At 58.5% G+C, this 22,180-nt stretch carries 25 protein-coding genes and 1 tRNA gene; 22 read left to right on the top strand and 4 right to left on the bottom strand.

Features of this window, described 5'->3' with window-relative positions; translation table 11 throughout:
* Window positions 1-28: 28 nt before the first annotated feature.
* Together rsgA and HMPREF1631_RS01775 are read right to left on the bottom strand one after the other, a co-directional pair.
* On the bottom strand, window positions 29-1,096 hold the full coding sequence (gene rsgA / locus HMPREF1631_RS01780; protein ID WP_034231681.1) for a ribosome small subunit-dependent GTPase A: 1,068 nt from the start codon (window positions 1,094-1,096) through the stop codon (window positions 29-31).
* A 2-nt stretch (window positions 1,097-1,098) separates the two neighbouring features.
* Entirely contained in the window at window positions 1,099-1,515 is a 417-nt protein-coding gene (locus tag HMPREF1631_RS01775; protein WP_052046944.1) for a hypothetical protein, read from the bottom strand.
* A gap of 130 nt (window positions 1,516-1,645) precedes the next feature.
* On the opposite strand from HMPREF1631_RS01775, the gene HMPREF1631_RS01770 reads away from it, so the two are divergent.
* The 3 genes from HMPREF1631_RS01770 to HMPREF1631_RS07295 all read left to right on the top strand — a co-directional run bounded on the left by HMPREF1631_RS01770 (window position 1,646) and on the right by HMPREF1631_RS07295 (window position 2,824).
* On the top strand, window positions 1,646-2,347 hold the full coding sequence (locus HMPREF1631_RS01770; RefSeq protein WP_034231678.1) for a sigma-70 family RNA polymerase sigma factor: 702 nt from the start codon (window positions 1,646-1,648) through the stop codon (window positions 2,345-2,347).
* Window positions 2,340-2,669 carry an anti-sigma factor gene (locus HMPREF1631_RS01765; protein WP_034231675.1) on the top strand — a complete coding sequence of 110 codons (330 nt, stop codon included), beginning with the start codon at window positions 2,340-2,342 and terminating at the stop codon, window positions 2,667-2,669. The genes HMPREF1631_RS01770 and HMPREF1631_RS01765 overlap by 8 nt, the downstream gene beginning before the upstream one ends.
* A gap of 80 nt (window positions 2,670-2,749) precedes the next feature.
* Window positions 2,750-2,824 (top strand): 50S ribosomal protein bL37, encoded by a 75-nt coding sequence (locus HMPREF1631_RS07295; protein ID WP_369794720.1) that lies wholly within the window; start codon window positions 2,750-2,752, stop codon window positions 2,822-2,824.
* A gap of 136 nt (window positions 2,825-2,960) precedes the next feature.
* Here HMPREF1631_RS07295 and HMPREF1631_RS01760 read toward each other — a convergent pair whose 3' ends face one another.
* Window positions 2,961-3,560, bottom strand: coding sequence for a GDSL-type esterase/lipase family protein (locus HMPREF1631_RS01760; protein ID WP_034231667.1), 600 nt, complete (start codon window positions 3,558-3,560; stop codon window positions 2,961-2,963).
* Window positions 3,561-3,856: 296 nt separating this feature from the next.
* Between HMPREF1631_RS01760 and HMPREF1631_RS06730 the strand changes: the two genes are divergently transcribed.
* The gene (locus tag HMPREF1631_RS06730; RefSeq protein ID WP_052046943.1) at window positions 3,857-5,032 is read left to right on the top strand and encodes a M23 family metallopeptidase; all 1,176 of its coding nucleotides are present in this window, start codon (window positions 3,857-3,859) and stop codon (window positions 5,030-5,032) included.
* Window positions 5,033-5,088: 56 nt separating this feature from the next.
* Window positions 5,089-5,958 carry a glycerophosphodiester phosphodiesterase family protein gene (locus HMPREF1631_RS01750; RefSeq protein ID WP_052046942.1) on the top strand — a complete coding sequence of 290 codons (870 nt, stop codon included), beginning with the start codon at window positions 5,089-5,091 and terminating at the stop codon, window positions 5,956-5,958.
* A gap of 36 nt (window positions 5,959-5,994) precedes the next feature.
* Here HMPREF1631_RS01750 and HMPREF1631_RS01745 read toward each other — a convergent pair.
* Window positions 5,995-6,067, bottom strand: a tRNA-Arg gene (locus tag HMPREF1631_RS01745).
* Window positions 6,068-6,199: 132 nt separating this feature from the next.
* On the opposite strand from HMPREF1631_RS01745, the gene argS reads away from it, so the two are divergent.
* The 17 genes from argS to atpC all read left to right on the top strand — a co-directional run bounded on the left by argS (window position 6,200) and on the right by atpC (window position 22,164).
* The gene (gene argS / locus HMPREF1631_RS01740) at window positions 6,200-7,873 is read left to right on the top strand and encodes an arginine--tRNA ligase (RefSeq protein ID WP_034231665.1); all 1,674 of its coding nucleotides are present in this window, start codon (window positions 6,200-6,202) and stop codon (window positions 7,871-7,873) included.
* Between the two features lies 1 nt (window position 7,874).
* Window positions 7,875-8,759, top strand: a complete 885-nt coding sequence (locus HMPREF1631_RS01735; RefSeq protein WP_034231662.1) for a homoserine kinase — start codon at window positions 7,875-7,877, stop codon at window positions 8,757-8,759.
* A 210-nt stretch (window positions 8,760-8,969) separates the two neighbouring features.
* Complete coding sequence (gene rho, locus HMPREF1631_RS01730; protein ID WP_034231659.1) at window positions 8,970-10,610, top strand: transcription termination factor Rho; 1,641 nt, start codon at window positions 8,970-8,972, stop codon at window positions 10,608-10,610.
* 215 nt (window positions 10,611-10,825) lie between these two features.
* Window positions 10,826-11,038 (top strand): 50S ribosomal protein L31, encoded by a 213-nt coding sequence (rpmE, locus tag HMPREF1631_RS01725; protein ID WP_034231657.1) that lies wholly within the window; start codon window positions 10,826-10,828, stop codon window positions 11,036-11,038.
* 130 nt (window positions 11,039-11,168) lie between these two features.
* Window positions 11,169-12,245 (top strand): peptide chain release factor 1, encoded by a 1,077-nt coding sequence (gene prfA / locus HMPREF1631_RS01720; RefSeq protein ID WP_034231770.1) that lies wholly within the window; start codon window positions 11,169-11,171, stop codon window positions 12,243-12,245.
* On the top strand, window positions 12,245-13,087 hold the full coding sequence (gene prmC, locus HMPREF1631_RS01715; RefSeq protein WP_034231655.1) for a peptide chain release factor N(5)-glutamine methyltransferase: 843 nt from the start codon (window positions 12,245-12,247) through the stop codon (window positions 13,085-13,087). Before prfA ends, prmC begins: the two co-directional genes overlap by 1 nt.
* Before the next feature lie 43 nt (window positions 13,088-13,130).
* Complete coding sequence (locus tag HMPREF1631_RS01710) at window positions 13,131-13,781, top strand: L-threonylcarbamoyladenylate synthase (RefSeq protein ID WP_034231653.1); 651 nt, start codon at window positions 13,131-13,133, stop codon at window positions 13,779-13,781.
* The gene (locus tag HMPREF1631_RS01705) at window positions 13,778-14,881 is read left to right on the top strand and encodes an MraY family glycosyltransferase (RefSeq protein WP_052046941.1); all 1,104 of its coding nucleotides are present in this window, start codon (window positions 13,778-13,780) and stop codon (window positions 14,879-14,881) included. The genes HMPREF1631_RS01710 and HMPREF1631_RS01705 overlap by 4 nt, the downstream gene beginning before the upstream one ends.
* Window positions 14,862-15,263, top strand: coding sequence for a hypothetical protein (locus tag HMPREF1631_RS01700; RefSeq protein ID WP_034231651.1), 402 nt, complete (start codon window positions 14,862-14,864; stop codon window positions 15,261-15,263). The genes HMPREF1631_RS01705 and HMPREF1631_RS01700 overlap by 20 nt, the downstream gene beginning before the upstream one ends.
* Before the next feature lie 159 nt (window positions 15,264-15,422).
* On the top strand, window positions 15,423-16,208 hold the full coding sequence (atpB, locus tag HMPREF1631_RS01695; RefSeq protein ID WP_232215394.1) for a F0F1 ATP synthase subunit A: 786 nt from the start codon (window positions 15,423-15,425) through the stop codon (window positions 16,206-16,208).
* Between the two features lie 25 nt (window positions 16,209-16,233).
* Entirely contained in the window at window positions 16,234-16,443 is a 210-nt protein-coding gene (atpE, locus tag HMPREF1631_RS01690; protein ID WP_034231649.1) for an ATP synthase F0 subunit C, read from the top strand.
* Window positions 16,444-16,445: 2 nt separating this feature from the next.
* Window positions 16,446-17,018 (top strand): F0F1 ATP synthase subunit B, encoded by a 573-nt coding sequence (locus tag HMPREF1631_RS01685; RefSeq protein WP_034231648.1) that lies wholly within the window; start codon window positions 16,446-16,448, stop codon window positions 17,016-17,018.
* Between the two features lies 1 nt (window position 17,019).
* Window positions 17,020-17,838 (top strand): F0F1 ATP synthase subunit delta, encoded by an 819-nt coding sequence (locus HMPREF1631_RS01680; protein WP_034231646.1) that lies wholly within the window; start codon window positions 17,020-17,022, stop codon window positions 17,836-17,838.
* A 44-nt stretch (window positions 17,839-17,882) separates the two neighbouring features.
* On the top strand, window positions 17,883-19,511 hold the full coding sequence (atpA, locus tag HMPREF1631_RS01675) for a F0F1 ATP synthase subunit alpha (protein WP_034231764.1): 1,629 nt from the start codon (window positions 17,883-17,885) through the stop codon (window positions 19,509-19,511).
* 2 nt (window positions 19,512-19,513) lie between these two features.
* Window positions 19,514-20,407 carry a F0F1 ATP synthase subunit gamma gene (locus HMPREF1631_RS01670; protein ID WP_034231644.1) on the top strand — a complete coding sequence of 298 codons (894 nt, stop codon included), beginning with the start codon at window positions 19,514-19,516 and terminating at the stop codon, window positions 20,405-20,407.
* 45 nt (window positions 20,408-20,452) lie between these two features.
* The gene (atpD, locus tag HMPREF1631_RS01665; RefSeq protein WP_034231641.1) at window positions 20,453-21,913 is read left to right on the top strand and encodes a F0F1 ATP synthase subunit beta; all 1,461 of its coding nucleotides are present in this window, start codon (window positions 20,453-20,455) and stop codon (window positions 21,911-21,913) included.
* Window positions 21,913-22,164: an ATP synthase F1 subunit epsilon gene (gene atpC, locus HMPREF1631_RS01660; protein ID WP_034231638.1), complete on the top strand. Its 252-nt coding sequence runs from the start codon at window positions 21,913-21,915 to the stop codon at window positions 22,162-22,164. The genes atpD and atpC overlap by 1 nt, the downstream gene beginning before the upstream one ends.
* Window positions 22,165-22,180 lie beyond the last annotated feature (16 nt).

Below are 22,180 nucleotides of genomic sequence, written 5' to 3'. Positions count from 1 at the left end.
CTCTTTTGCCCTGCGCAGAATTTCCGTCCTAACCCCACTGTGTTCTGACTGCGGCGCAGAGAAGTCTGCGAAAAGAACGGATCCGCCCAAGCGCTGCGGGTTCGGAAACGGTGTCAAAAGCACAGCCGGGATCCTCCGGACGGTGTCCGCAGCCGCGCGGACAGGACGCGGCGAGCTCCGCCAGATCCGGAAAACCGCGCAGAAGCCCTGCCGCATCGACGTGTGCCAGGCCAAAAGTACGCACACCGGGCGTGTCGATAACCGTGCCGCCGCCCGGCAGCTCAAATGCCACCGCCGAGGTGGATGTGTGGCGTCCGCGCCCGGTAACGCTGTTTACGGCTGAGGTTGCGCGCGCGGCGCCCGGCACAAGAGCGTTGATCAGAGTGGATTTTCCCACTCCGGAATGGCCGACCAAAACCGATATATGCCCTCTGAGCAGGGATTTGATTTCCCGCAGTGACCCGGCGGACACAGGCACGCTTTCCGCCGTGCCCCCACATTCCGTTTTATTCGCGTTTTCCGTTTCCTCCCTCTCCGGTGCGGAACAGACAATGCGCAGGCCCAAATCCCGGTAACGGTCCAGTATGGGCTGCGGATCGGCCAGATCGGTTTTTGTAAGGATTAAAACAGGAGTCATTCCCGCATCGTAGGCGGCGACCAGACAGCGGTCTATCATGCCGTATCTGGGAGTGGGCCGCGCGGCCGCGCTTACAATCGCCAGCAGGTCGGCATTGGCCACGATTACCCGCTCGCTGCCCGCCGATTCTCCCTCTTCCGCAGTTCTGCGGAGCACGGTTTTGCGCGGATCGACGCTCACAATCCGTGCCAGGGTGTCTTTGCGTCCGCTCAAATCTCCGTTGAGGGCGCAGATATCTCCAATTGCCACGCTGCCGTGACGCAGCTCGCGTGCTTTGACTGCCGTTACCTGCGCCGCGCTTTGCGAAATCCGGACACCGTACCTGCCCCGGTCGATGCGAAATACACGGCCCCGGGGAAGTTTTGAATAGTCCGGGCGGATTTTCGTGCGCGGACGCGAACCCCTGCCGGGGCGGACTTTCACCCGGCAGTCGTCTGTTCCGATATCGCGCCGCGTCATGGTTACTTTTTAACTGATTTTGCGGCTGCTTTTCCCACGAGCAGTGCGGCCGCCGCGGGGCCGAGATGATTCACACAGCGGACGAAGCAATGGCGCCGCTGCCCGGAATCGGCGTACGTCCAAAACGGATTATTGGCAAGTGCCAGCGGGATCTGCAATGCCGCCAGTGCGAACCCCGCCGCGCGTACGGGGCCGGAATTGCGGACAAGTGCCGCACTGCCTGCAATAAGCAGGGCCCCGGTGAGACGGGTGAGCCTGTCGGTGTCCTTTCCCCGGAGCGGTTTCAGCCCCAGAGCTTCGGCAGGGGCAGTCAGGTGTGCCGCCCGTTCCCGGTGCGGCTGCGGATCCAGCAGGGCGTCGAGTCCGCAAATCGCGAAAGGAAGCGCGGCGGACAGCTTTAACGGAAAACAGACTTTCATGGATTGCCCTCTCTGACGTCAATACCCGAAACACTGTTATTTTAACCGGGAAATTGCCCGAAGGTGTATCCGCGGGGAAAAGTCAATACAATTGAGGAAAGAAAGAATTTTACGACAGGGAACTTCACCGATGACGGCCGACAGACAGCAACCGCTTGGGGAAACGCAATCCGCTGCCCTCATTTCCGGGCGCGGCGCGGGCGGATCTTTGCAAAACGCACAGGATCCGGGAGCGGAAAAAACAGAAAATACTTCGGATTCGCAGCAGCTGCGGGAGCGGTTCACCCGGGAGGCGCTGCCTCTGCTGGACAGGATTTACAGTGCGGCACTGCAGCTGACGCACGACCGCTACCGTGCCGAGGATCTGACGCAGGAGACTTTTGCCAATGCCTACCGTTCTTTCCGTCTGTATCGGGAGGGGACGAACATCAAGGCATGGCTGTATCGGATTTTGCATAACACATTCATCTCCGAATATCGGAAAATGCAGCGCAGGCCGCGTACCGCGGACATAGAGGAGATAGACGACAGGCAGGAATACAGGGCTGCGGCGCATTCGGAAGTCGGACTGGAGTCGGCGGAAGTGCAGGCGTTGGAGAACCTTCCGCACCGGGAGATCCGGCAGGCATTTGCCGGTCTTACGCCGGCGCGCCGGGCGGTTGTGTATCTGTCGGACGTGGAAGGGTTTTCCTATCGGGAAATTGCCGAAATTCTGAATCTTCCGATAGGCACGGTGATGTCGAGACTGAACAGGGGACGCCGTCAGCTGCGCGATATTTTACGCGTGTATGCCGGGGAACAGGGATTTGCGGAGGCGAAAAAGAATGTGTGAAACAGGAGAAAACGCGGAGGATCTGTTTCGGATGCTGTGCGGATCTGCGGCGGCGGGAAATCCGGCCGGGGATCCGCCCGGGGAGCGGATATGCGAAGAACTGCCCGCGCTGCTCTGCGATCTTTTGGGAGGGGTGCTGCCCGAGTCCGGCGCGCGGCGTTTTTTGCGCCACGGCGCACAGTGCCCGTCCTGCAGGGATGTATTTGAGACGGAATTTGCGCTGCGCAGGATTATGCGCCGCTCCTGTGCCGCACCCGCGCCGGAAAGGCTGCGCGCCGTGATTTACGAAACGCTGACCGAAGAAATACGGACGGAATTATAAATTGGCGCCGGCGCCCGCAATTCGTTAGAATAATGAACCGGTGCTGCGCAAATACGCAGTCTCAACATCAAGGAGTGGAAATGTCGAAACGCGCAAACAAACGCCGCACACGCAAAAAGGGCGGCGCAAATCACGGTAAGCGTCCAAATGCTTAATGTTTGCGAAACCGCAGACCGGGTTTGCAAACGGGTTTGGGGAGCTTCGCGCTCCCCAAATTTTTTTATCTTTTACGCCGCATTTTTGCCTTTTCTCCGCCGCGGATTTCCGCCGCCGGCGCGCCGGTGCGCTGCCTCAGCTCTCTTCCCGCTCGCTGATCCCCAGCCATCTGTGCCAGCCGTTGTGCAGCACGATCCAGGCCATCAGACCATAGCCCGTCTGCAGCGGAGTGTATGAACCGGAAAGCGAAGTATCCGTATTCCACTGTTCGTGGTGCAGCAGAGGGGTAAACAGATCCACATACGGTGCGGAACGCCTGGCGCAGACATCGGCATAGGAGGCGGAGAGTTCGGCCAGTTTCCGCGTGCTGCAGTCGGGGCGCGGCGGAGGGCCGACCACGAAGGGCGAAAGCTGCATCCGCTCGGCGTTGTCCAGCAAATTTGCCAGGTACAGGCGGGAACGCGCCGAGCTCAGGCCGGCATCGATGTCGTGGGATCCCAGTCCGATCACGAGTCTGTTTTCCGTTTCCCCGTCGAGGCGCGGTACCACTTCCGTTTCCCAGCGGCTGAGGAGTCCGCTGATATTTTCCCCCGGAAACGGAAGAACAATCGGAAGCAGGGGAGGTTCGGTTACGCTGCGGGCGAGAACTCTTCCGACCCATCCCAGGGCACGCGCATCCCCCAAACCCGCAGTGAGTTCGTCGCCGACGAAGAAAATCCGTTTATTGTGTGCCATATGCCCTTCCGCCCCGGTTTAATTTCATCTTCATATACAGCTTACAGTCTTTTGAGAGGAAATTATGCGTTCTTCTTCCGGCGCGCGAAACCTTTCTCCTTTCGGCAAAACACTGCGCACGGTGTTTTCCTGCGCGGGAAGGGCTGCCCGCGCAGGAAGAAATTTGACCCGGCTCTCAAATTGCAAAAAGGATAGATCCGGCGTTATCAAACCGTTACCATATAGGTTGGGAACGGTGCTTCGCGGACCGCTTTCCCGTGAAAGGTTATCGGTTACGGACGGTGTGAGGAGCTGCCTTGTCTGCCTGCGAAAGCAAAGAAATCAATAGACTGCCTTCGCGCAGAGAGCTGCGTATGGCGCGCGTTCGCCGCGGCGGCGAAGAAGAACGGGAAGCTTTGCGTTCTTCGCGCGAGGAACGTCTGAGGCAGATGCTTGAACGCAGTGCGGGAGAGCCCGCCGTGCGCCGGCGCAGCGACCGCAGAAAATCCGAATGCGCTGCGCGGGAAAACGAAAAACCGCAGTTTTGCGGGACTTTTGCGGCTGCCGGAGAAATGTGGGACAACGGCTCCGATGAAGAGCCGGACCGGCCCACGGAGTATATTTATCCGGTTTCCTCCGCATCGGCCGCAGCGCGGCAGGGCGAACGGCTGAATGCAAAATTTTTAAACGCCCCGCGGCGCGGAAACCCGTTTTTTGCCCATGCGCTGCGCCGCAGTCCGGTGCTGTCTGCCATTCTTTTTTCTTCCGTGATTGCGGTGAGCCTCGCGGCGGTGTTTAATTCCAGATCGGCAGTGGCGATGAGCTCCGCTTTCGACGATTCCGTGCTGCAGCATGTCTCCCACGGCAAAAACGCCTCGCGGGCGGGGAGCATTCCGCGCGCAATAGCCGCAGTGCGGGGCGCGGAAGACGAAGCGCAGACACAGACCCTTATTTCGCAGAGCCGCCGCGGGGAATACAAATGTGCTCCGAAAACAGGCGCAAACAGTATTGTCGGGGCGTATCTCGACACCGCCGCGAACCTTTATTATCCGATGCCTGCCGGGAGTTACACACTGTCTTCTCCGTTCGGCTACCGTATCCATCCGATCACCGGGGAGCGGAAACTGCACACCGGCCAGGATATGGCTGCGCCGGTGGGAACTCCGTTTTACGCCGTTGCCGACGGCGAGGTAGTCAGCGCGGGGGTCATGAAAGGCTCGGCGAACAACGCCATTATTGTCCGGCACAGCGTGCGGGGAAAGACGTTTTATGCGTGGTACCTGCATATGTGGAACAACGGTATTTTGGTGAAGCCGGGCGATAGGGTCAAAGCCGGACAGAAGATCGGACTGGTCGGATCCCAGGGCCGTTCCACCGGTCCGCATCTGCATTTTGAAATCTGCGACGGGGCAGATTACAACGCCGCCGCAGTGGATCCGATGAAATTTCTGCGCGAAGCGGGCGCGGCGGATTTGTCGCAAAACTGTGGCTGAGTGCCGCTAAAATGGTATGATTGCCGCGAATCCGGCATAAAAGGCGGGAGTGCGAAATGGCGGAGCGGATTTGGAACGTTGGCGGCAAACCGGTGGTTTTGGCGCATCGCGGCGGCGGAAACGAAGCCCCGGAAAATTCCCTGGCGGCTTTTTCCAATATGGACCGTCTGGGATTCCGTTATGTGGAAACCGATGCCCACGCCACAAAAGACGGAGCAGTAATTTTATTTCACGACGCAACTCTTTCCAGAACCACCGCGGCCGAGGGCAGAATCCGGGACTACACCTGGCAGCGGCTGCGGAAAATTACAGATCCTTCCGGAAATCCGCCTGTGCGCCTGGATTTGGTATTGGAGTCTTTTCCGAACCTGGTGCTGAACATCGACGCGAAATCCGAAGACGTAATCTCCCCGCTCGTGTGGACTTTGACCGCGCACGGCGCGCAAAGGCGGGTTTCGCTGGCGTCCTTTAGCGAGAAAAGGCTGCGCAGACTGCGGAAAATGCTTCCCGGTGTCTGCACCTCCCTCGGGCGGAGCGCGGTGGTGTTTCTGACGCTGGCGGCAAATATTCCTGTTTTTATGCGCATTTTGGAGCGGCTGCGTCTGCTGCGCAGATTTATTCCCCTTCCCGAAGACGGCGCGCAGGCGGTGCAGGTGCCGGTCCGTTTTTGGAAGATAAGGGTGGTCAGCGGGAGGTTTGTCGGATTTTGCCACCGGCTGGGTTTCGCCGTTCACGTGTGGACGGTCAACGATCCGCGGGAAATGCGCATGCTTTTGGAACTGGGCGTGGATGCTCTGATTACGGACGAGCCAAGCAGGGCACGGAGAATCATAGACGGATTTTGGGCGGAAAAAACCGCGGCGAAAGAAAACGGGAAGAACACCCGGCGCGGCAGAGCCGAAAATCCGGGTGCGGACGCGGAATAAACGAAAGCCGGGAGTGGAAAACACTCCCGGCAGATGTGCCCCAAACAGGATTCGAACCTGCGGCCTTTCGCTCCGGAGGCGAACGCTCTATCCCCTGAGCTATTGGGGCGGACTTCTAAAGTCTAACGGATAAAACCGAAAAACCGAATTTACCGGCGGTGAATGTAGCCATTTGCACAACCGCGGCAGAAGGTGTCCGTGAAGTTTTTATCGGATTGCCCGCTGCGGTTAGAATATATACATGACTCCAGAAGAACTTTCACTTTTAATCCGCAGCTGCCTGGACAACGCTCTTGCGCAGGGAAAACTTCCCCTTACACCGGCAGATCTGCCCGAGACGGTCAGGGTGGAGCGTCCGCGCTCGCGCGAACACGGGGACTGGTCGGCGAATACGGCGCTGCAGCTGGCAAAGAAAGCGGGAATGAATCCGCGTGACCTGGCCGAGATTATCGCCGCCGGTCTGCGCGGGCACACAGGCGTGAAAAAAGCCGAAGTTGCCGGCCCGGGTTTTGTCAATATCACACTGGACGCCGGTGCCGCCGGGGAGCTGGCGCGCACGATTGTGGAGGCGGGGGAAAAATACGGAAACAGTGAAAGCGGCGCGGACGGCCATGTGAATCTGGAGTTTGTGTCGGCCAATCCCACCGGGCCGATTCATATCGGCGGTGCGCGTTGGGCGGCGGTGGGCGATTCCCTGGCGCGTATTCTTCAGGCTGTGGGAGCGAAGGTAACCCGCGAATATTATTTCAACGACCACGGCGCGCAGATCGACCGTTTCGCGGCCTCGCTGCTGGCGCGGGCCCGTGGAGAGGAAACACCTGCCGACGGTTACGGCGGGGAGTATATTTCCGATATTGCCGATGCTGTTCTTGCCGCCCATCCGCAGAGGGATCCGCTGCGGGAGGACGATGATACCGCCCGGGAATTTTTCCGTGAATACGGCGTAAAAATGATGTTTGCGGAAATTAAGCGCGAGCTGCTTGATTTCAGGGTCCGTTTCGACGTGTTTTTCCACGAGGATTCCCTGCACGCATCCGGAGCTGTGGCCCGGGCCGTCGACCGCTTGGAAGCTGCGGGATTTATTTACGAAAAAGACGGGGCGAAGTGGGTGAAAACGACCGCTTTCGGAGACGACAAAGACCGCGTGGTTGTAAAATCCGACGGCGAAACAGCCTATTACGCCGGGGATATCGCCTACTACCTGGATAAACGCGCGCGCGGTGCCGACCGGGCGATTTATCTTCTGGGTGCGGACCATCACGGATATATCGGACGGATGTATGCGATGGCAAGGGCTTTCGGCGACACCGCAGGCAAAGGCGGAAATATCGAGATCCTGATCGGGCAGCTGGTGAACCTGGTGAAAGACGGAAAACCGGTGCGGATGTCAAAGCGCGCGGGAACGGTGGTGACGCTGAGTGATCTGATTGACGCGGCCGGGGTGGATGCGGCGCGGTATTCCCTGGTCAGGGCGGCAATGGAGACCACATTGGAAATTGATTTGGATCTGATCGCCTCGCACACGAACGAAAATCCCGTTTACTATGTGCAGTATGCGCACGCGCGCACAAAGTCGGTGGACCGCAATGCCGAAGAACACGGCGTGACGCGCGCGCAGTTCGACCCCTCTTTGCTGAATACGCCGGCAGACGGCGAGCTGCTGGCGGTGTTGGCAAAATTCCCGGAGACGGTGCTGCAGGCCGCGCAGCTGCGTGAGCCGCACCGGGTGGCGCGGTATCTGGAGGATCTTGCGGGTGCCTACCATACGTGGTATGCGCGTTCCCGCGTGACGCCGCGTGCGGACGAAAAGGTAACCGCCCTCCATCAAAGCCGTCTGTGGCTGAACGACGCGGCCGGGCAGGTGCTGGCAAACGGATTGCACCTGTTGGGCGTGAGTGCCCCGGACAAGATGTGAAATGCGCATTGCGAAAGAATATGCGCGTGTGCGGGTTCCTGCGGTTGCCGCACACACGGGTGCCGGATACGGTTCGATGGCGCTGGCTGTCGGGATTTGGGATGAAATCTCGGTTACTCTGACCACCGGGGAGCCCAAAGCGGTGGTTTTGGGCGAAGGAAGCCGGGATATTCCCAAAGACGGGCGTAATCCCGTTATTGTCGCTTTGCGAAAGATGCTTGAGGAACTCGGGCTTCCGCAGACGGGGATGGAGCTGGTGTGCAGAAATTCGATTCCGCGCGGATGCGGGCTGGGGGAGAGCGCCGCTGCCCGCGCGGCGGCGGGAATGCTGATTAAGGCTTTGGCAGACAAACCCGATCTGCTTGATTTTTCCCGGCTGCTTGCGCTGTGCGCCCCGGATGCGCACAGCGCGGTGGGCGTGTCGGCCGCACTGGCGGGCGGCGTGACGCTGACGCTGGAAGAAGACGGAGGGTTTCGGGCGCTGTGTTTCGATCCGCATCCGCAGCTGAAAATTTCGGTGATTCTTCCCTCCGCCGATCCCCTGCCCGGTGTGTCAAACGTAGTTTTGCCGCAGCAGGTTTCGCGCCCGGACGCCGAATTTAATTCTTCCCGGGCGGCGCTGCTGCTCCATGCGCTTACTTCCGCTCCGCAGCTGCTCCGTTCTGCCGCGCAGGCGCGTCTTGCCTATCATTACCGGCACGACCTGATGCCCGATTCCGTCCGTCTGCTGGAGAGGCTGCGCGCCGCCGGGTGGCCGGCACTGTTTGCCGGCAGCGGACCGGCAATTCTGGTATTCTCCCCGATTCCGCAGTCTTTGGCGGACTCTTTGCGGGGGAACGGTTTTCGCGTGCTGACGGCGGATCCGGTGCCCCGCAGGGCGCAGTGAGCCGGATCTGTGTGTCAATTTTGTCTTTGGCGGGAAAGCGGATAGACTGGAATGCGGACGGAAAGTCCGGTTTTCCGGATGTTTTTTCCGAAGTTCATGCTTCATAAACGTTTTTGTACGTGCTGTTCCGTCCTCAGACATTCGCATTTTTATAATGCATAAATCCATTATTATCTACATATCCCTTACGGATATCGAGGAAGGAACCTCGTGAACGAAACCTCTGAAGGATCGGCAAAAGAACTGGCAGGAAAACTGCTGCCCGAACTGAAACGAATGGCGGCGGATCTGGGAATAAAAATGCCGATCAGATCACGGAAAGCCGATTATGTGGCGGCGATCGCGGCACACCGGGACGGCGCACGGTCCGAAACACCGGAAAAACAGGAGAAGGAAGAAAAGCGGGAAAACACCCGCGCCCGCAGCCGCGGCGGCAGCAGGCGCCAGCACAGGGAAACGATGACGCCCGAAGAAAAGCAGGCCGCACTGGACGCATTGGGTGACGTTGCCGAACGCCGCGCGGAATCCGTTCGCGGGAAGGAAGAGGACGATTCGCACGAGCGCTTTGACCGGCGTGCCCGGCGGACCCGGCGCGACCGGCGCGAGCGGCGCGAGCGCACAACCCGCGACAGTTTTGAAAATTCCGCCGAGCAGGAGGAACAGCAGGGAAGCGCGGAACGCGGCCGGCAGGGAAACGGTGAGGATACGCTGATTCCCGTTGCGGGCATTTTGGATGTTTCGGGGAATAACTGGTATATCCGCACGGGCGGCTACCTCCCCGGGAAGAATGACGCATACGTTTCGCAGCAGACGATCCGCAGGTTCGGTCTGCGGCGCGGAGACGCGGTTGTGGGCGCGGTGCGTTCGGTAACCGACTCTGTGCGCCGCGGCCAGCGTCAGCACAAGTACAATCCGCTGGCGGAAGTGACGGCGATTAACGGTATTCCGTTCAGCGAAGGGATGGAGCGCCCGGAATTCAGCAAACTTACACCGCTGTATCCCAACGAAATGCTGCGGATGGAAACAGGGAAAAATTCCCTTACCTCGCGTGTGATTGATCTGGTTGCGCCGATCGGGAAAGGCCAGCGCGGACTGATCGTTTCTCCGCCGAAAGCCGGAAAAACGATGGTGATGCAGCAGATGGCAACCGCAATCGCAAACAACAACCCGGATGTTCATCTGATGGTTGTGCTTGTAGACGAACGCCCCGAAGAAGTGACCGATATGCAGCGTCTGGTGCAGGGCGAAGTGATTGCCTCCACCTTTGACCGTCCTGCCATGGACCACACCATCGTTGCCGAACTTGCCGTGGAACGCGCCAAGCGTCTCGTGGAGCTGGGGCAGGATGTGGTGATTCTGCTCGATTCCCTGACCCGTCTTTCCCGCGCCTACAACCTCGCCGCACCGGCCTCGGGACGTATCCTTTCCGGCGGCGTGGACGCGGCCGCGCTGTATCCGCCGAAGAAGTTTTTCGGCGCGGCACGGAATATCGAAAACGGCGGTTCGCTTACGATTATCGCTTCGGCGCTGGTGGAAACCGGATCGAAGATGGATGAGGTTATTTTCGAGGAGTTTAAGGGCACCGGCAACATGGAACTGCGCCTTTCGCGCGAGCTTGCGGACCGCCGGATCTTCCCCGCCGTGGATGTGAACGCCTCCGGTACGCGCCGCGAAGAGCAGCTTTTCAGTCCCGAAGAGCTGAAGATCGTCTGGCATATGCGCCGGGCTCTGGGCACTCTTGACGATGTACAGGATGCGTCGGACTTCCTGCTGGGCAGACTGCGCAAAACAGAGTCCAATAAAGAGTTCCTGATGGCGATCGTGAAGGGAATGCGCGGCGCCGGAGAATAAAATCCGTCGTATATGTGCCGGCGTGAAAATTATCACGTCGCCGGCACGGAAAAGACGATAAGTGGTTAAATGAATCATCGGCTTTTGGTTCACCGGCATGCCGCGGAAACGGCATCTCCCGCGTACCGCGCGGATATCCGCCGCAGACTGTGTTCCGTCCGTACGGAGGCAGACGTGTGCCGGACCCAGGGCATAAAACGATCCAAGGAGTAATTATGAAACAGGGAATCCACCCTGACTACCACAACATTCATGTCAGCTGCACCTGCGGCGCGGAGTTTGATACCCGTTCCACAATCCCGGGCGGGGAGCTGCGTGTGGATGTCTGCTCGGCATGTCATCCGTTCTACACCGGTAAGCAGAAGATTCTTGATACCGGCGGGCGTGTGGCACGCTTCGAAGCACGTTTCGGCAAGCGCACCAAATAGTTTGGTTTCGGACGCCGGCACCCGACGGTGCCGGCGTCTGCCGTATTATTCGTGAAAACCGGTATAAGGGCAAATTGTGAACAATAAAGACGTTTCCGCAGATACTGAAAAATATCCCGTGGCAGCGCAGATGCTGGAGGAATACAAACAGATAGAGGCGCAGATGGCCACGCCTAAGGTGCTCGCCGACGCGGGCAGGCTGCGTTCTCTTTCCCGCAGATATGCACAGCTGGGACGGGTGGTAGGCAAATACACGCACTGGCTGGATGCGGCGCGGGATCTGCGCGAAGCGCGGGAAATAGTGGACATGGGAGGCGAGGACGCACAGCTGTTTGCGCCCGAGGTTCCCCGTTTGGAACAGACCGAGCGGGAGGCCGCCGCTTCGCTCAGAGACGCTCTGATCCCCCGCGACCCGGACGATCTGCGGGATGTGATTTTGGAAGTGAAGGCAGGCGAAGGCGGGGAAGAATCGGCGCTGTTCGCCGGAGATCTGCTCCGAATGTATCAGCGTTACGCCGAATCAAAAGGATGGAGCACGCAGATTCTTTCGGCCACGCCCACGGATCTGGGCGGATACAAAGACGTGCAGATAGCGGTAAAGGCAAAAAACGTGCCCGAAGACCCTGCGGACGGCGTATGGGCATATCTGAAATTCGAAGCCGGAGTACACCGCGTGCAGCGTGTGCCGGTAACGGAAACACAGGGACGGATTCACACTTCGGCCGCGGGCGTGCTCGTTTTTGCGGAAGTGGACGACCCGCAGGAAATCGAAATCAACGACAGCGATCTGCGGATTGATGTTTTCCGTTCCTCCGGCCCCGGCGGGCAGTCGGTGAACACAACGGATTCCGCCGTGCGTATTACGCATCTGCCCACGGGAATCACGGTTTCGATGCAGGACGAAAAATCACAGATCAAAAACCGCGAATCGGCAATGCGTGTGCTCAGGGCGAGACTGCGCCGGATGCAGCTTGAGGAACAGGCGGCGAAAGAGGCCGATCAGCGCCGTTCCCAGGTGCGCACGGTGGACCGCTCGGAGAGAGTGCGCACATACAATTTCCCGGAAAACAGAATTTCCGACCACCGCACCGGTTTCAAAGCGCACAATCTGGATTCGGTGCTTAACGGCAGCCTGGATGACGTGATCGCTTCCCTGCGCGCGGCCGATGAGGCCGAACGTCTGCGGCATGCGGGCGAATCGCACTGATGCTGTGGAGAGAATCGGTAAACGCGGCGGCAGCCCGTCTTGACGCCGCCGGCGCGGACAGTGCGTTTCACGACGCCCTTGCTTTGGCCGAATTCTGCGGGGCGGACCGTCACGGTTTGGGTGCCCCGGTTTCTTCCCCGGCTGCCGCGCGTTACGCCCGGCTTGTGAAACGCAGGGAAAACCGTGAGCCTTTACAGCATATTTTGGGCAAAATGTGGTTTCGCTACCTGGAACTTTCCGTGCGCCCCGGCACATTTATCGTCCGTCCGGAGACCGAACTTCTGGCACAGGAGGCAATCGACGAACTGAAACGGCTGGTGCAAAACGGGCGGGAAACGCCGCTGGCGGCAGATCTGTGCGCCGGGTCGGGAGCTGTGGGAATTTCCCTTGCCACCGAAGTGCCGCAGGCGAAAGTAGTCGGTATCGAACTCAGTCCCCTGGCTTTCGCCGTGGCGCAGGAGAATAATCTGCGTTACGGAAACAGGGTACGGCTGTGGGAGGGCGATATTTTCACTCTCGGTCCGCGCCTGCGGGGCAAATGCGATGTTGTGGCGGCAAACCCGCCCTATGTGCCCCTCTCCCACAGGCTTTCTCCCGAGGTACTCTGCGATCCGCCGATGGCTCTCTACGGCGGCGGCAGGGACGGCCTGGCCTTTCCCAAAAAAACATTGGCTTTGGCTGCCGATCTGCTGCGCCCGGGCGGGCTGGCGGTGATGGAACACGCCGACGGGCAGGAACGGGAGCTGTGCGCATACGCGCAGAGTCTGGGTCTGTTTTCCGACGTGCGCACGGAATGCGATTATACGGGCCGGCCGCGCCGGATCAGTGTCCGAAAGTGCTAATGTGTAATAAGTGTCGGATAGATGTGAAAATGGAGGAAAGACCGTGCCGGTTTACAGGTGTGACGGACAGAATTCGGATGCCGGGGCTCTGAAAGCCGCGCAGGCGGCGATTGCCGGCGGGGAAGTGGTCTGTATCCCTACGGATACCGTTTACGGAATCGGCGCCGACCCGTTTAACGCGCAGGCAGTTACCCGGCTGCTGACGGCAAAATCCCGCACCAGGGCGATGCCGCCGCCGGTGCTGGTGGCGGATCTGCCGACGGCGCAGACGCTGGCGGCCCGGATTCCCGGGCAGGCACAGGAAATGATGCGTTCGTATTGGCCGGGTGCCCTGACCCTGATTTTCCCGGCGAAAGATACTTTGGGATGGGATCTGGGGGAGACCAACGGCACGGTTGCGCTGCGGATGCCGGATCACGCGGTTGCGCTGGAGCTGCTGCGCCAATGCGGTCCGCTGGCAGTGACGTCGGCAAACCTTACGGGACGTCCTCCCGCGCTGAGCGTCTCGCAGGCAGTTGCGCAGCTGGGAGAGAAAGTATCGGTATATTTGGATGCCGGACAGGCCCCCGGAGGCGTGCCGTCAACCATTTTGAAATTTTTCTCCGAAGATCCGCTGCGCGTGCAGGTAATCAGAGAGGGCGCGCTCCCAAGTGACCGGCTGCTTTCCGAATTTGGATTGGAGCGGCGCGTGTGAGGGTTTATCTCCTGATTATGGTGCTTTCCGCGGCCGTTACGTATCTGACGGTTCCCGCGGTGCTGCATTTCGCTTTGGCCACGGGTGCGATTTCCCGTGTCCGCGGCCGGGATGTGCACGTGGTGCCGATTGCCAGATTCGGGGGCGTGGCAATGTTTTTGGGCCTGCTGACGGCTTTTCTTGCCGCTGCGCATATCCCTTTTCTTGCCGATATTTTCGCCGCCGGCTCTTCCGCGTGGGGAATTCTTTACGGCGCCGGACTCATGTGCGCGGTGGGCGCACTGGACGATCTTTGGGAGCTGACCTGGTATGCGAAACTTGCCGGCGAAGTGCTGGCGGCGGGAGTCATGGCCTGGTTCGGCGTGCAGCTGCTGAGCCTGCCTCTGCTCGGCCTGACCGTAGGCTCGCAGAAACTGGCTTTGGTCGGCACGGTCATTGTGGTTGTGGCAGTGGTAAATGCGGTTAATTTTATCGACGGTCTGGACGGTCTGGCGGCCGGGGTAATCGGTATTTCGGCGCTCGCTTTTTTCGTCTACACCTATTTTCTGATCCGCGAGTCTTCCCCCGGCGATTATGCGTCTGTGGCAAGCGTGGCCGCGTCGGCACTGGTCGGAATGTGCGCCGGTTTTCTGCCGCATAATTTTCATCCCGCAAAAATTTTTATGGGGGATTCGGGGGCGCTTACTCTGGGGACGATTATCTCCGGGGCGGCGATCGTGGTCACCGGGCAGATTGATCCGGCGAATCTTACTGCCGATTATGCCATTCCGGCCGTAATGCCTCTGCTTGTGCCGGTTCTGATTCTTTTTATTCCGCTGTTTGACATGACGTGGGCCGTGGTGCGCCGGCTGGCACGGGGGCAGTCCCCTTTTGCCGCGGATGCCGGACATCTGCACCACCGTCTGCTGCGCCGGGGGCATTCACACCGTAAAGCAGTGCTTATTCTGTATCTGTGGGCGGGTGTTTTTTCTTTCACCGCGGTGTCTTTCGTAATTTTCCCCGCCCGGTACGTTGTTTTCCCCGCGCTTGCGGTCCTGGCGGTCTCGCTGCTGGTGAGCATGAAAGCACTGGAAGTGAAAAATGGCGTCGCGGGCAGATGAGATTCTTTTCCGGGTGTTCGCTTTTAATACGGTTATTTGTTTGGCGCTCGCGGTATTGGCGGCTGTTTTCGGCTATCTGTGCGGATTTCGCTCTGCGGGCCGGGCGATTGCCTGCGGGCTTGCCGCAGTGGCGGCGGGAAACGTGATCTCTTGGGCATGGGATTTTTGTGTGTGGCGTTTTTTCCCCCGCTACCGGGCGGTGGGAGCATTTGGCGGGTATGTGCTGAAATTCCTGCTGCTGCTCGCATTTTTCGTTTTTCTCCGCCTGCGGGGAGCTCCCGATATCCGCTTTGCCGCAGGAGGTTTTATATTGGGCACGGTTGTCTGTCTTGCGCTCAGCTGCCTTCTGATTCTTGGAAGTAGTACCAAAGACCCTGTTTAGTGATGTTACAGATTCATGTTTTTCATAACTTTGCTGCCATTATCGGCCTGTTGTAATATGACAGTGGACTTCGGAAGTCCGAAATTTTATTACAGTGCCGTGAGAATAGGATGATTGAGAATAGTGAATGGGGTATCTTGTAACGCCGTTCTGCAGCTGTTGAGCCGATCTTCCGCCGACGGTTTTCAGGCGCCGTCGATGGGGCATGAATTCTACCCGGCTCCGATTCTGTTTGCGGGCACACCTTTTGAAATGAACCGGATCATTTTGGTGCGCATGGTAGCCGTGATTATATTGGCTGTACTGATGGTGGTATATGCAAAACGGGCAAAAGTAGTACCTGGGCGTTTTCAGAGCGGAATAGAGTCTCTGATCGATTTTTCCCGCGTGCAGATCGGCAACGAGATTCTGGGCGAAGAAAATGCGCGTAAATACCAGCCGCTGCTGCTCACGCTGTTTTTGGGAATTTTGTTCATGAATCTCACGGGCGTTGTGCCGGGGCTGCAGATCGCCGGAACGTCGCTGATCGGAATGCCGCTGGTGTTTGCCATATTTTCCTATGTCGGTTTTATCGTGGCGGGAATAATGGCACGCGGCGGGGGATTTTTCCGGGAACAGCTGATGCCGCCGGGCGTGCCCAAGCTGCTCTATATACTGATGGTGCCCCTCGAGTTCCTTTCCACGTTTATTCTGCGTCCGGTGACTTTGGCCGTGCGTCTTTTGGTGAATATGGTTTCCGGGCATTTTATTCTGGTGCTCTGCTTTTTGGGCACACATTACCTGTATTTCTCACTTTCCGGTGCCCTGGGTGCGGGGCTCGGTTCGCTTACACTTCTCGCGGGCGTCATTTTTGTTGTCTTCGAGATATTCGTAGGTGTGCTGCAGGCATATATTTTTACGATGCTTTCCGCCGCCTATATTTTATTGTCCATTTCAGAACACTGAAATCCAAACAGAAGGAAAGAAACCCATGATTGGTAATATCGCTACAATCGGTTATGGTTTGGCTACAATCGGCCCCGGTCTGGCAATCGGTCTGATCGGTGCCAAAAATCAGGAGGCAACGGCACGCCAGCCCGAAGTGAAGGGTTATCTGCGTGTGAATATGTTCCTTTCAATCGCTTTCGCCGAAGCACTGGGTCTGATCGGGTTCGCCGCCGGATTCGTATTTGGGGCATAAGCATGTTGAATACGACTGCAATTCTCGCCGCGGGCGAAGGCGGTCACGGGCATAATATTCTTCTGCCTTCACTTCCCGATCTGATCTGGGGAACTGTTGCATTCGTTGTCGTTGCCGCCGTCATTTACAAATTTGCCTGGCCCACTTTTGTGCAAATGCTCGACGAGCGCCGGGAAAAGATTGAAAAAGGGATCAATGCCGCCCGCGCCGAGCAGACTCGGATTGCCGCCGAGCGCGAGACTCTTGCCGGGGAAACGGCACAGGCGCGCCGGGAGGCTGCCGAGATTCGGGAGCAGGCCAGGGACAACGCGAAATCCATTGTTGCCGATGCGCAGCAGAAAGCGCGTGTGCAGGCGGATTCGATGGTGCATACCGCGAAAGAACGGATTGAGGCGGACACCGCGTCCGCTACCCGTGCGCTGCGCGGCGATGTCGGACTGTTGGCAACCGAGTTGGCGGGAAAGATCGTCGGCGAAGCCGTGGCGGACAAGGATCTGGCTGCCCGGGTAATCGACCGTTTCCTTGACGAACTCGAGAATACTTTGGTAACAGGGAAAGCAACGCGGGAGAACTGATATGCGGACGGGAAGCGAAGCGGCACTGAGCGAAGCCATTTCCGCGTGGGACGGTGTGCTTGCCGGATCTGCGGGCACCGAGCTTACGGCGGCGGCGGAAATTTATGCCGTTGCCGATCTGCTGCGCGGCAATCCTTCCCTGCAGACTGCCGTGCAGGATGCATCGAGGCCTTTGGCCCGGCGGGAAAAACTGCTGCGCGATATTTTTTCGGGCAGAGTTTCCGCGCAGGTTTTGGATCTGCTGGTGAGGCTGGCAGGTGTGAAGTGGGCGGAAACCGATGACCTCGCAAAGTCTTTGGAAGCACTCGGATGCCAGAGTATTCTGCACGGGGCGCAGGCCCGCGGTGCTCTCGGGGAAGTGGAAGAAGAACTGTATCAGGCCCGTATTCTGCTCAAAACCCAACGGGATCTGCGTCTGACGCTGTCAGACGGACATCTGCGCAGCGCGGCCCGGGCAGAGCTGGCGGAGAAGATATTTCACGGCTTTTCCCCCGAAACGCGTGCTCTGCTGGTTCGGGCAACGGTGACTTCGACTCAGAGCACTTTGACATCTGCCATCCGGCGCTATGTGCGTGCGGCGGCAGAGCGGGCGGATCATCTGTTTGCTTCCGTTTCGAGCGCGGTTCTTCTTTCTGCCGCGCAGAAAGAACGGCTGAAACAGATTCTGCAAAAGTATTACGGACAGACCGTGACGGTGCATAATTATCTGAATCCCAAGCTGCTGGGCGGAATGCGGATTCATGTGGGCGATGATGTGATCGACGGTACGTTGGCGTCCCGTCTGGCTGCCGTAAAAGAAGAAATAAAGAAACAGTCTTAACAATTAGAACGGTGAAATCGGCCGTTTTGAACGAAGGAAAACAAATGGCGGAATTAACGATCCGACCCGAGGAGATCCGCAGTGCGCTGGATTCTTTTGTGGACTCGTACGAGCCGGCAAAGGCAGAGAGCGAAGAAGTGGGTCATGTGGCGCTCACCGCAGACGGCATCGCCCGTGTGGAGGGACTTCCCGGGGCGATGGCGAATGAGCTGCTGGAGTTTGAAAACGGAACCCGCGGCCTGGCGATGAATTTGGAAGAACACGAGATCGGCACGGTAGTTCTGGGCGATTTTGCGGGAATCGAAGAAGGAATGGAAGTCCGCCGCACAGGCGAAGTGCTTTCGGTTCCCGTGGGCGAAGGATATTTGGGGCGCGTTGTGGACCCCCTGGGCAATCCGATTGACGGCCTGGGCGACATCGCGAAGATGGAAGGGCGCCGTGCGCTGGAACTGCAGGCACCGGGCGTGATGATGCGTAAATCGGTACATGAGCCGCTGCAGACCGGGATCAAGGCGATTGACGCAATGATTCCGATTGGGCGCGGTCAGCGTCAGCTGATTATCGGTGACCGAAAAACGGGCAAGACTGCTTTGGCCATCGATACGATTCTGAATCAGAAAGAGAACTGGCAGACGGGCGATCCGCAAAAGCAGGTGCGCTGCATCTATGTTGCGATCGGGCAGAAAGGCTCCACGATTGCTTCCGTGCGCGCCACTCTGGAGCGTTACGGAGCTTTGGAATATACCACGATTGTGGCCTCTCCCGCCTCGGATTCGGCAGGATACAAATATCTGGCCCCCTATACGGGATCCGCTATCGGGCAGCACTGGATGTATCAGGGCAAACACGTGCTGATCGTATTTGACGATCTGTCGAAGCAGGCCGAGGCATACCGCTCCGTTTCGCTGCTGCTGCGCCGTCCGCCGGGGCGTGAAGCCTACCCGGGCGACGTCTTCTATCTCCATTCGCGGCTGCTGGAACGCTGCGCAAAGCTGTCTGATGATTTGGGCGGAGGATCGATGACCGGCCTGCCGATCATCGAAACAAAGGCAAATGACGTGTCGGCTTATATCCCGACAAACGTAATTTCGATTACCGACGGCCAGATCTTCCTTCAGTCCGATTTGTTTAACTCGAATCAGCGTCCTGCGGTGGACGTCGGTATTTCCGTGTCCCGCGTGGGCGGGGACGCCCAGATTAAAGCGATGAAAAAGGTGGCGGGCACGCTGAAAATCACGCTGGCCCAATACCGGGCGCAGGCCGCATTCGCCATGTTTGCCTCCGATCTCGACGCCGCCACGCAGCGTCAGCTCAACCGCGGTGCGCGGCTGATGGAACTGCTGAAACAGCCGCAGTTCACCCCGTTCCCCGTAGCGGATCAGGTTGTGGCCGTGTGGGCGGGAACGAACGGCTATCTGGATGAAGTTCCCGTGGAAAAGGTGCACGCATACGAAGAACAGTTTGTGGAGTATGTGCGGCACAACACCGACGTGATCGCCACGATTGAAAAAACCGGTCTGCTGGAGACGGAAACGGAAGCGGAACTGAAAAAGGCGGCCGAGGAATTCGGCAGGTCTTTTGCCGCAACATTTTCCGCAGGCGGCGAAGAGGCGGAAGACGAAGCGGACGCCGAAAAGTCGCAGGAACAGATTGTGCGTAAGAAGCGGGGCTAATCGTGGGCGGAAAACAGCGCATCTATAAGCAGAAGATCAGAGCCACCGCCACGCTGGCGAAAGTCTTCCGGGCGATGGAGCTTATCGCGGCTTCGCGGATCGGCCGGGCGCGCGACCGCGCGCTTGGCGAGGATCCCTATACGCGTGCGCTTACGGCGTCTATCGCTACGGTAGCCGCCCATGCCCATGCCGACCATCCTCTTGTTTCGGAACGCAGCGATACGGACAGAGTTATTGTGTTTGTGGTGACATCCGACAGGGGCATGGCCGGTGCCTATTCGTCCTCTGTGCTGCGCGAGGCGGATAAACTGCTCGAGGAACTGCGCGAGGCCGGCAAGAAGCCCGTGCTGTACGTATTCGGGCGGCGGGGAGATTCCTATTACCGGTTCCGGGGAGCGGAAATTGCCGGCTCCTGGATCGGTGAATCGGACAAACCGGGCGATGCCACCTGCAGGGAGATTTCCGGCGAGTTTTTGCGGCGTTTTCTGGCTCCGGCCGACGAGGGAGGCGTGTGCGAGCTGCATGTGGTATCCACAAAGTTTGTTTCCATGATTACCCAGACCGTGGAAATCAGGCGGATGCTTCCCCTGAAAGTTGTGGATGCCCCCGCGGATGCGGAGGAATCCGAGGAAGAACCGCTGTATGAATTTGAGCCTTCTGCGCAGGAAGTATTTGATTCTCTGCTGCCTCTGTATGTGTCGCAGCGGATTTTCTCGGTGTTGCTGATGTCGGCGGCGGCAGAGCTGGCGGCCCGGCAGCAGGCAATGCATTCGGCAACCGACAATGCGCAGGAACTGATTGACAAATATACACGATTGGCGAATAACGCCCGCCAGTCCGAAATTACCACCGAAATTACCGAAATTATTTCCGGTGCCGATGCGTTGGAAAAGTAGTCCCGCCGGGCGGGACCGCTTGCCGGGAACGAAAAGGAAGAAACAATGACCACTGTAAACGAAAACAAAACAGCCGCAACAGGCCGAATTGTGCAGGTGGTGGGCGCTGTTGTGGATATTGAATTTCCACCCGATGCGCTGCCCGAAATCAATAATGCCCTGATTGCCGAGGTTGATTTTTCCGGCCGGGGCGAAAAAGACTCCGTGCAGAAGATGGTTTTGGAAGTCGCACAGCATTTGGGAAACAATATCGTGCGTACGATTGCGATGAAGCCGACCGACGGATTGGTGCGCGGGGCGCCGGTCACCGACACGGGGGCCCCGATTTCCGTGCCCGTGGGAGACGTAACCAAAGGCCACGTATTCAATGTGGTCGGCGACTGTCTGAATCTGAAAGACGGCGAACATCTGGAAGTGAAAGACCGGTGGCCGATTCACCGCAAGGCGCCGATTTTTGACGAGCTTGAGCCCGAAACGAAAATGTTTGAGACGGGAATTAAGGTTATCGATCTGCTTACCCCGTATGTGCAGGGCGGAAAGATCGGTCTGTTCGGCGGTGCCGGCGTGGGCAAAACCGTGCTGATTCAGGAAATGATTCAGCGCGTGGCACAGGATCACGGCGGTGTGTCCGTATTTGCCGGAGTGGGGGAAAGAACCCGTGAGGGAAACGATCTGATCCATGAAATGGAAGACGCGGGCGTGATCGACAAAACCGCCCTGGTGTTCGGACAGATGGATGAGCCGCCGGGGGTGCGTCTGCGTATTGCCCTTTCGGGACTGACGATGGCAGAGTATTTCCGCGATGTGCAGAATCAGGATGTGCTGCTGTTCATCGACAACATCTTCCGTTTCACGCAGGCAGGATCCGAAGTGTCCACACTTCTGGGAAGAATGCCTTCGGCGGTGGGATACCAGCCCACGCTGGCCGACGAGATGGGTGCCCTGCAGGAGCGCATTACCTCGACGAAGGGCCATTCGATCACTTCCCTGCAGGCTATCTATGTGCCGGCCGACGACTACACCGATCCCGCGCCGGCAACCGCATTTGCCCATTTGGACGCAACGACGGAACTGTCGCGTGAGATTGCTTCACGCGGTCTTTATCCCGCTGTGGATCCTCTGGCGTCCACGTCGCGTATCCTGGATGCGCAGTACGTCGGGCAGGCGCATTACGATACGGCGACGCACGTAAAAGCGATTCTGCAGAAAAACAAGGAACTGCAGGATATTATTTCGATTTTGGGTGTGGACGAACTGTCCGAAGAAGACAAAGTGACGGTTGCCCGGGCGCGCCGGATCGAGCAGTATCTTTCGCAGAACACGTACACGGCGAAGAAGTTTACCGGCGTGGAAGGCTCCACGGTTCCCATCGACGAAACGGTGGAAGCGTTCAGGAGGATCTGCGACGGCGAGTACGACCATATCCCGGAGCAGGCATTCTTCAATATCGGCGGAATCGAAGATATTGAACGGGCATGGCACCGGATCCGGCAGGACGAAAAATAATGGAACTGCAGATAGTAACCCGCTCCGGCGAGGTGTTCAAAGGCGCGGTTGAGGCAGTGACGGTTACGGCGGCAGACGGCGAGCTGGGTATTCTGCCCGGCCACACGCCGTTGCTGGCTGCGCTTGTACCGGGTATGGTGAAGTTCTCGAGCGCTGCCGGGGACGAAAAAACACTGCGGACTTCGGCGGGGTTCGTCACCGTGGATTCCGATACGGTAACGGTTGTGATCGAGTCCCTTGAAGAAAACTGAAACGCCGGCAAAAGCG

It is taken from the genome of Arcanobacterium sp. S3PF19, from assembly GCF_000758825.1.
In the GTDB taxonomy this organism is placed as follows: domain Bacteria; phylum Actinomycetota; class Actinomycetes; order Actinomycetales; family Actinomycetaceae; genus Arcanobacterium_A.
The sequence above is the reverse complement of the archived record's forward strand: the minus strand, read 5'-3'. Positions and strand labels throughout refer to the sequence as shown.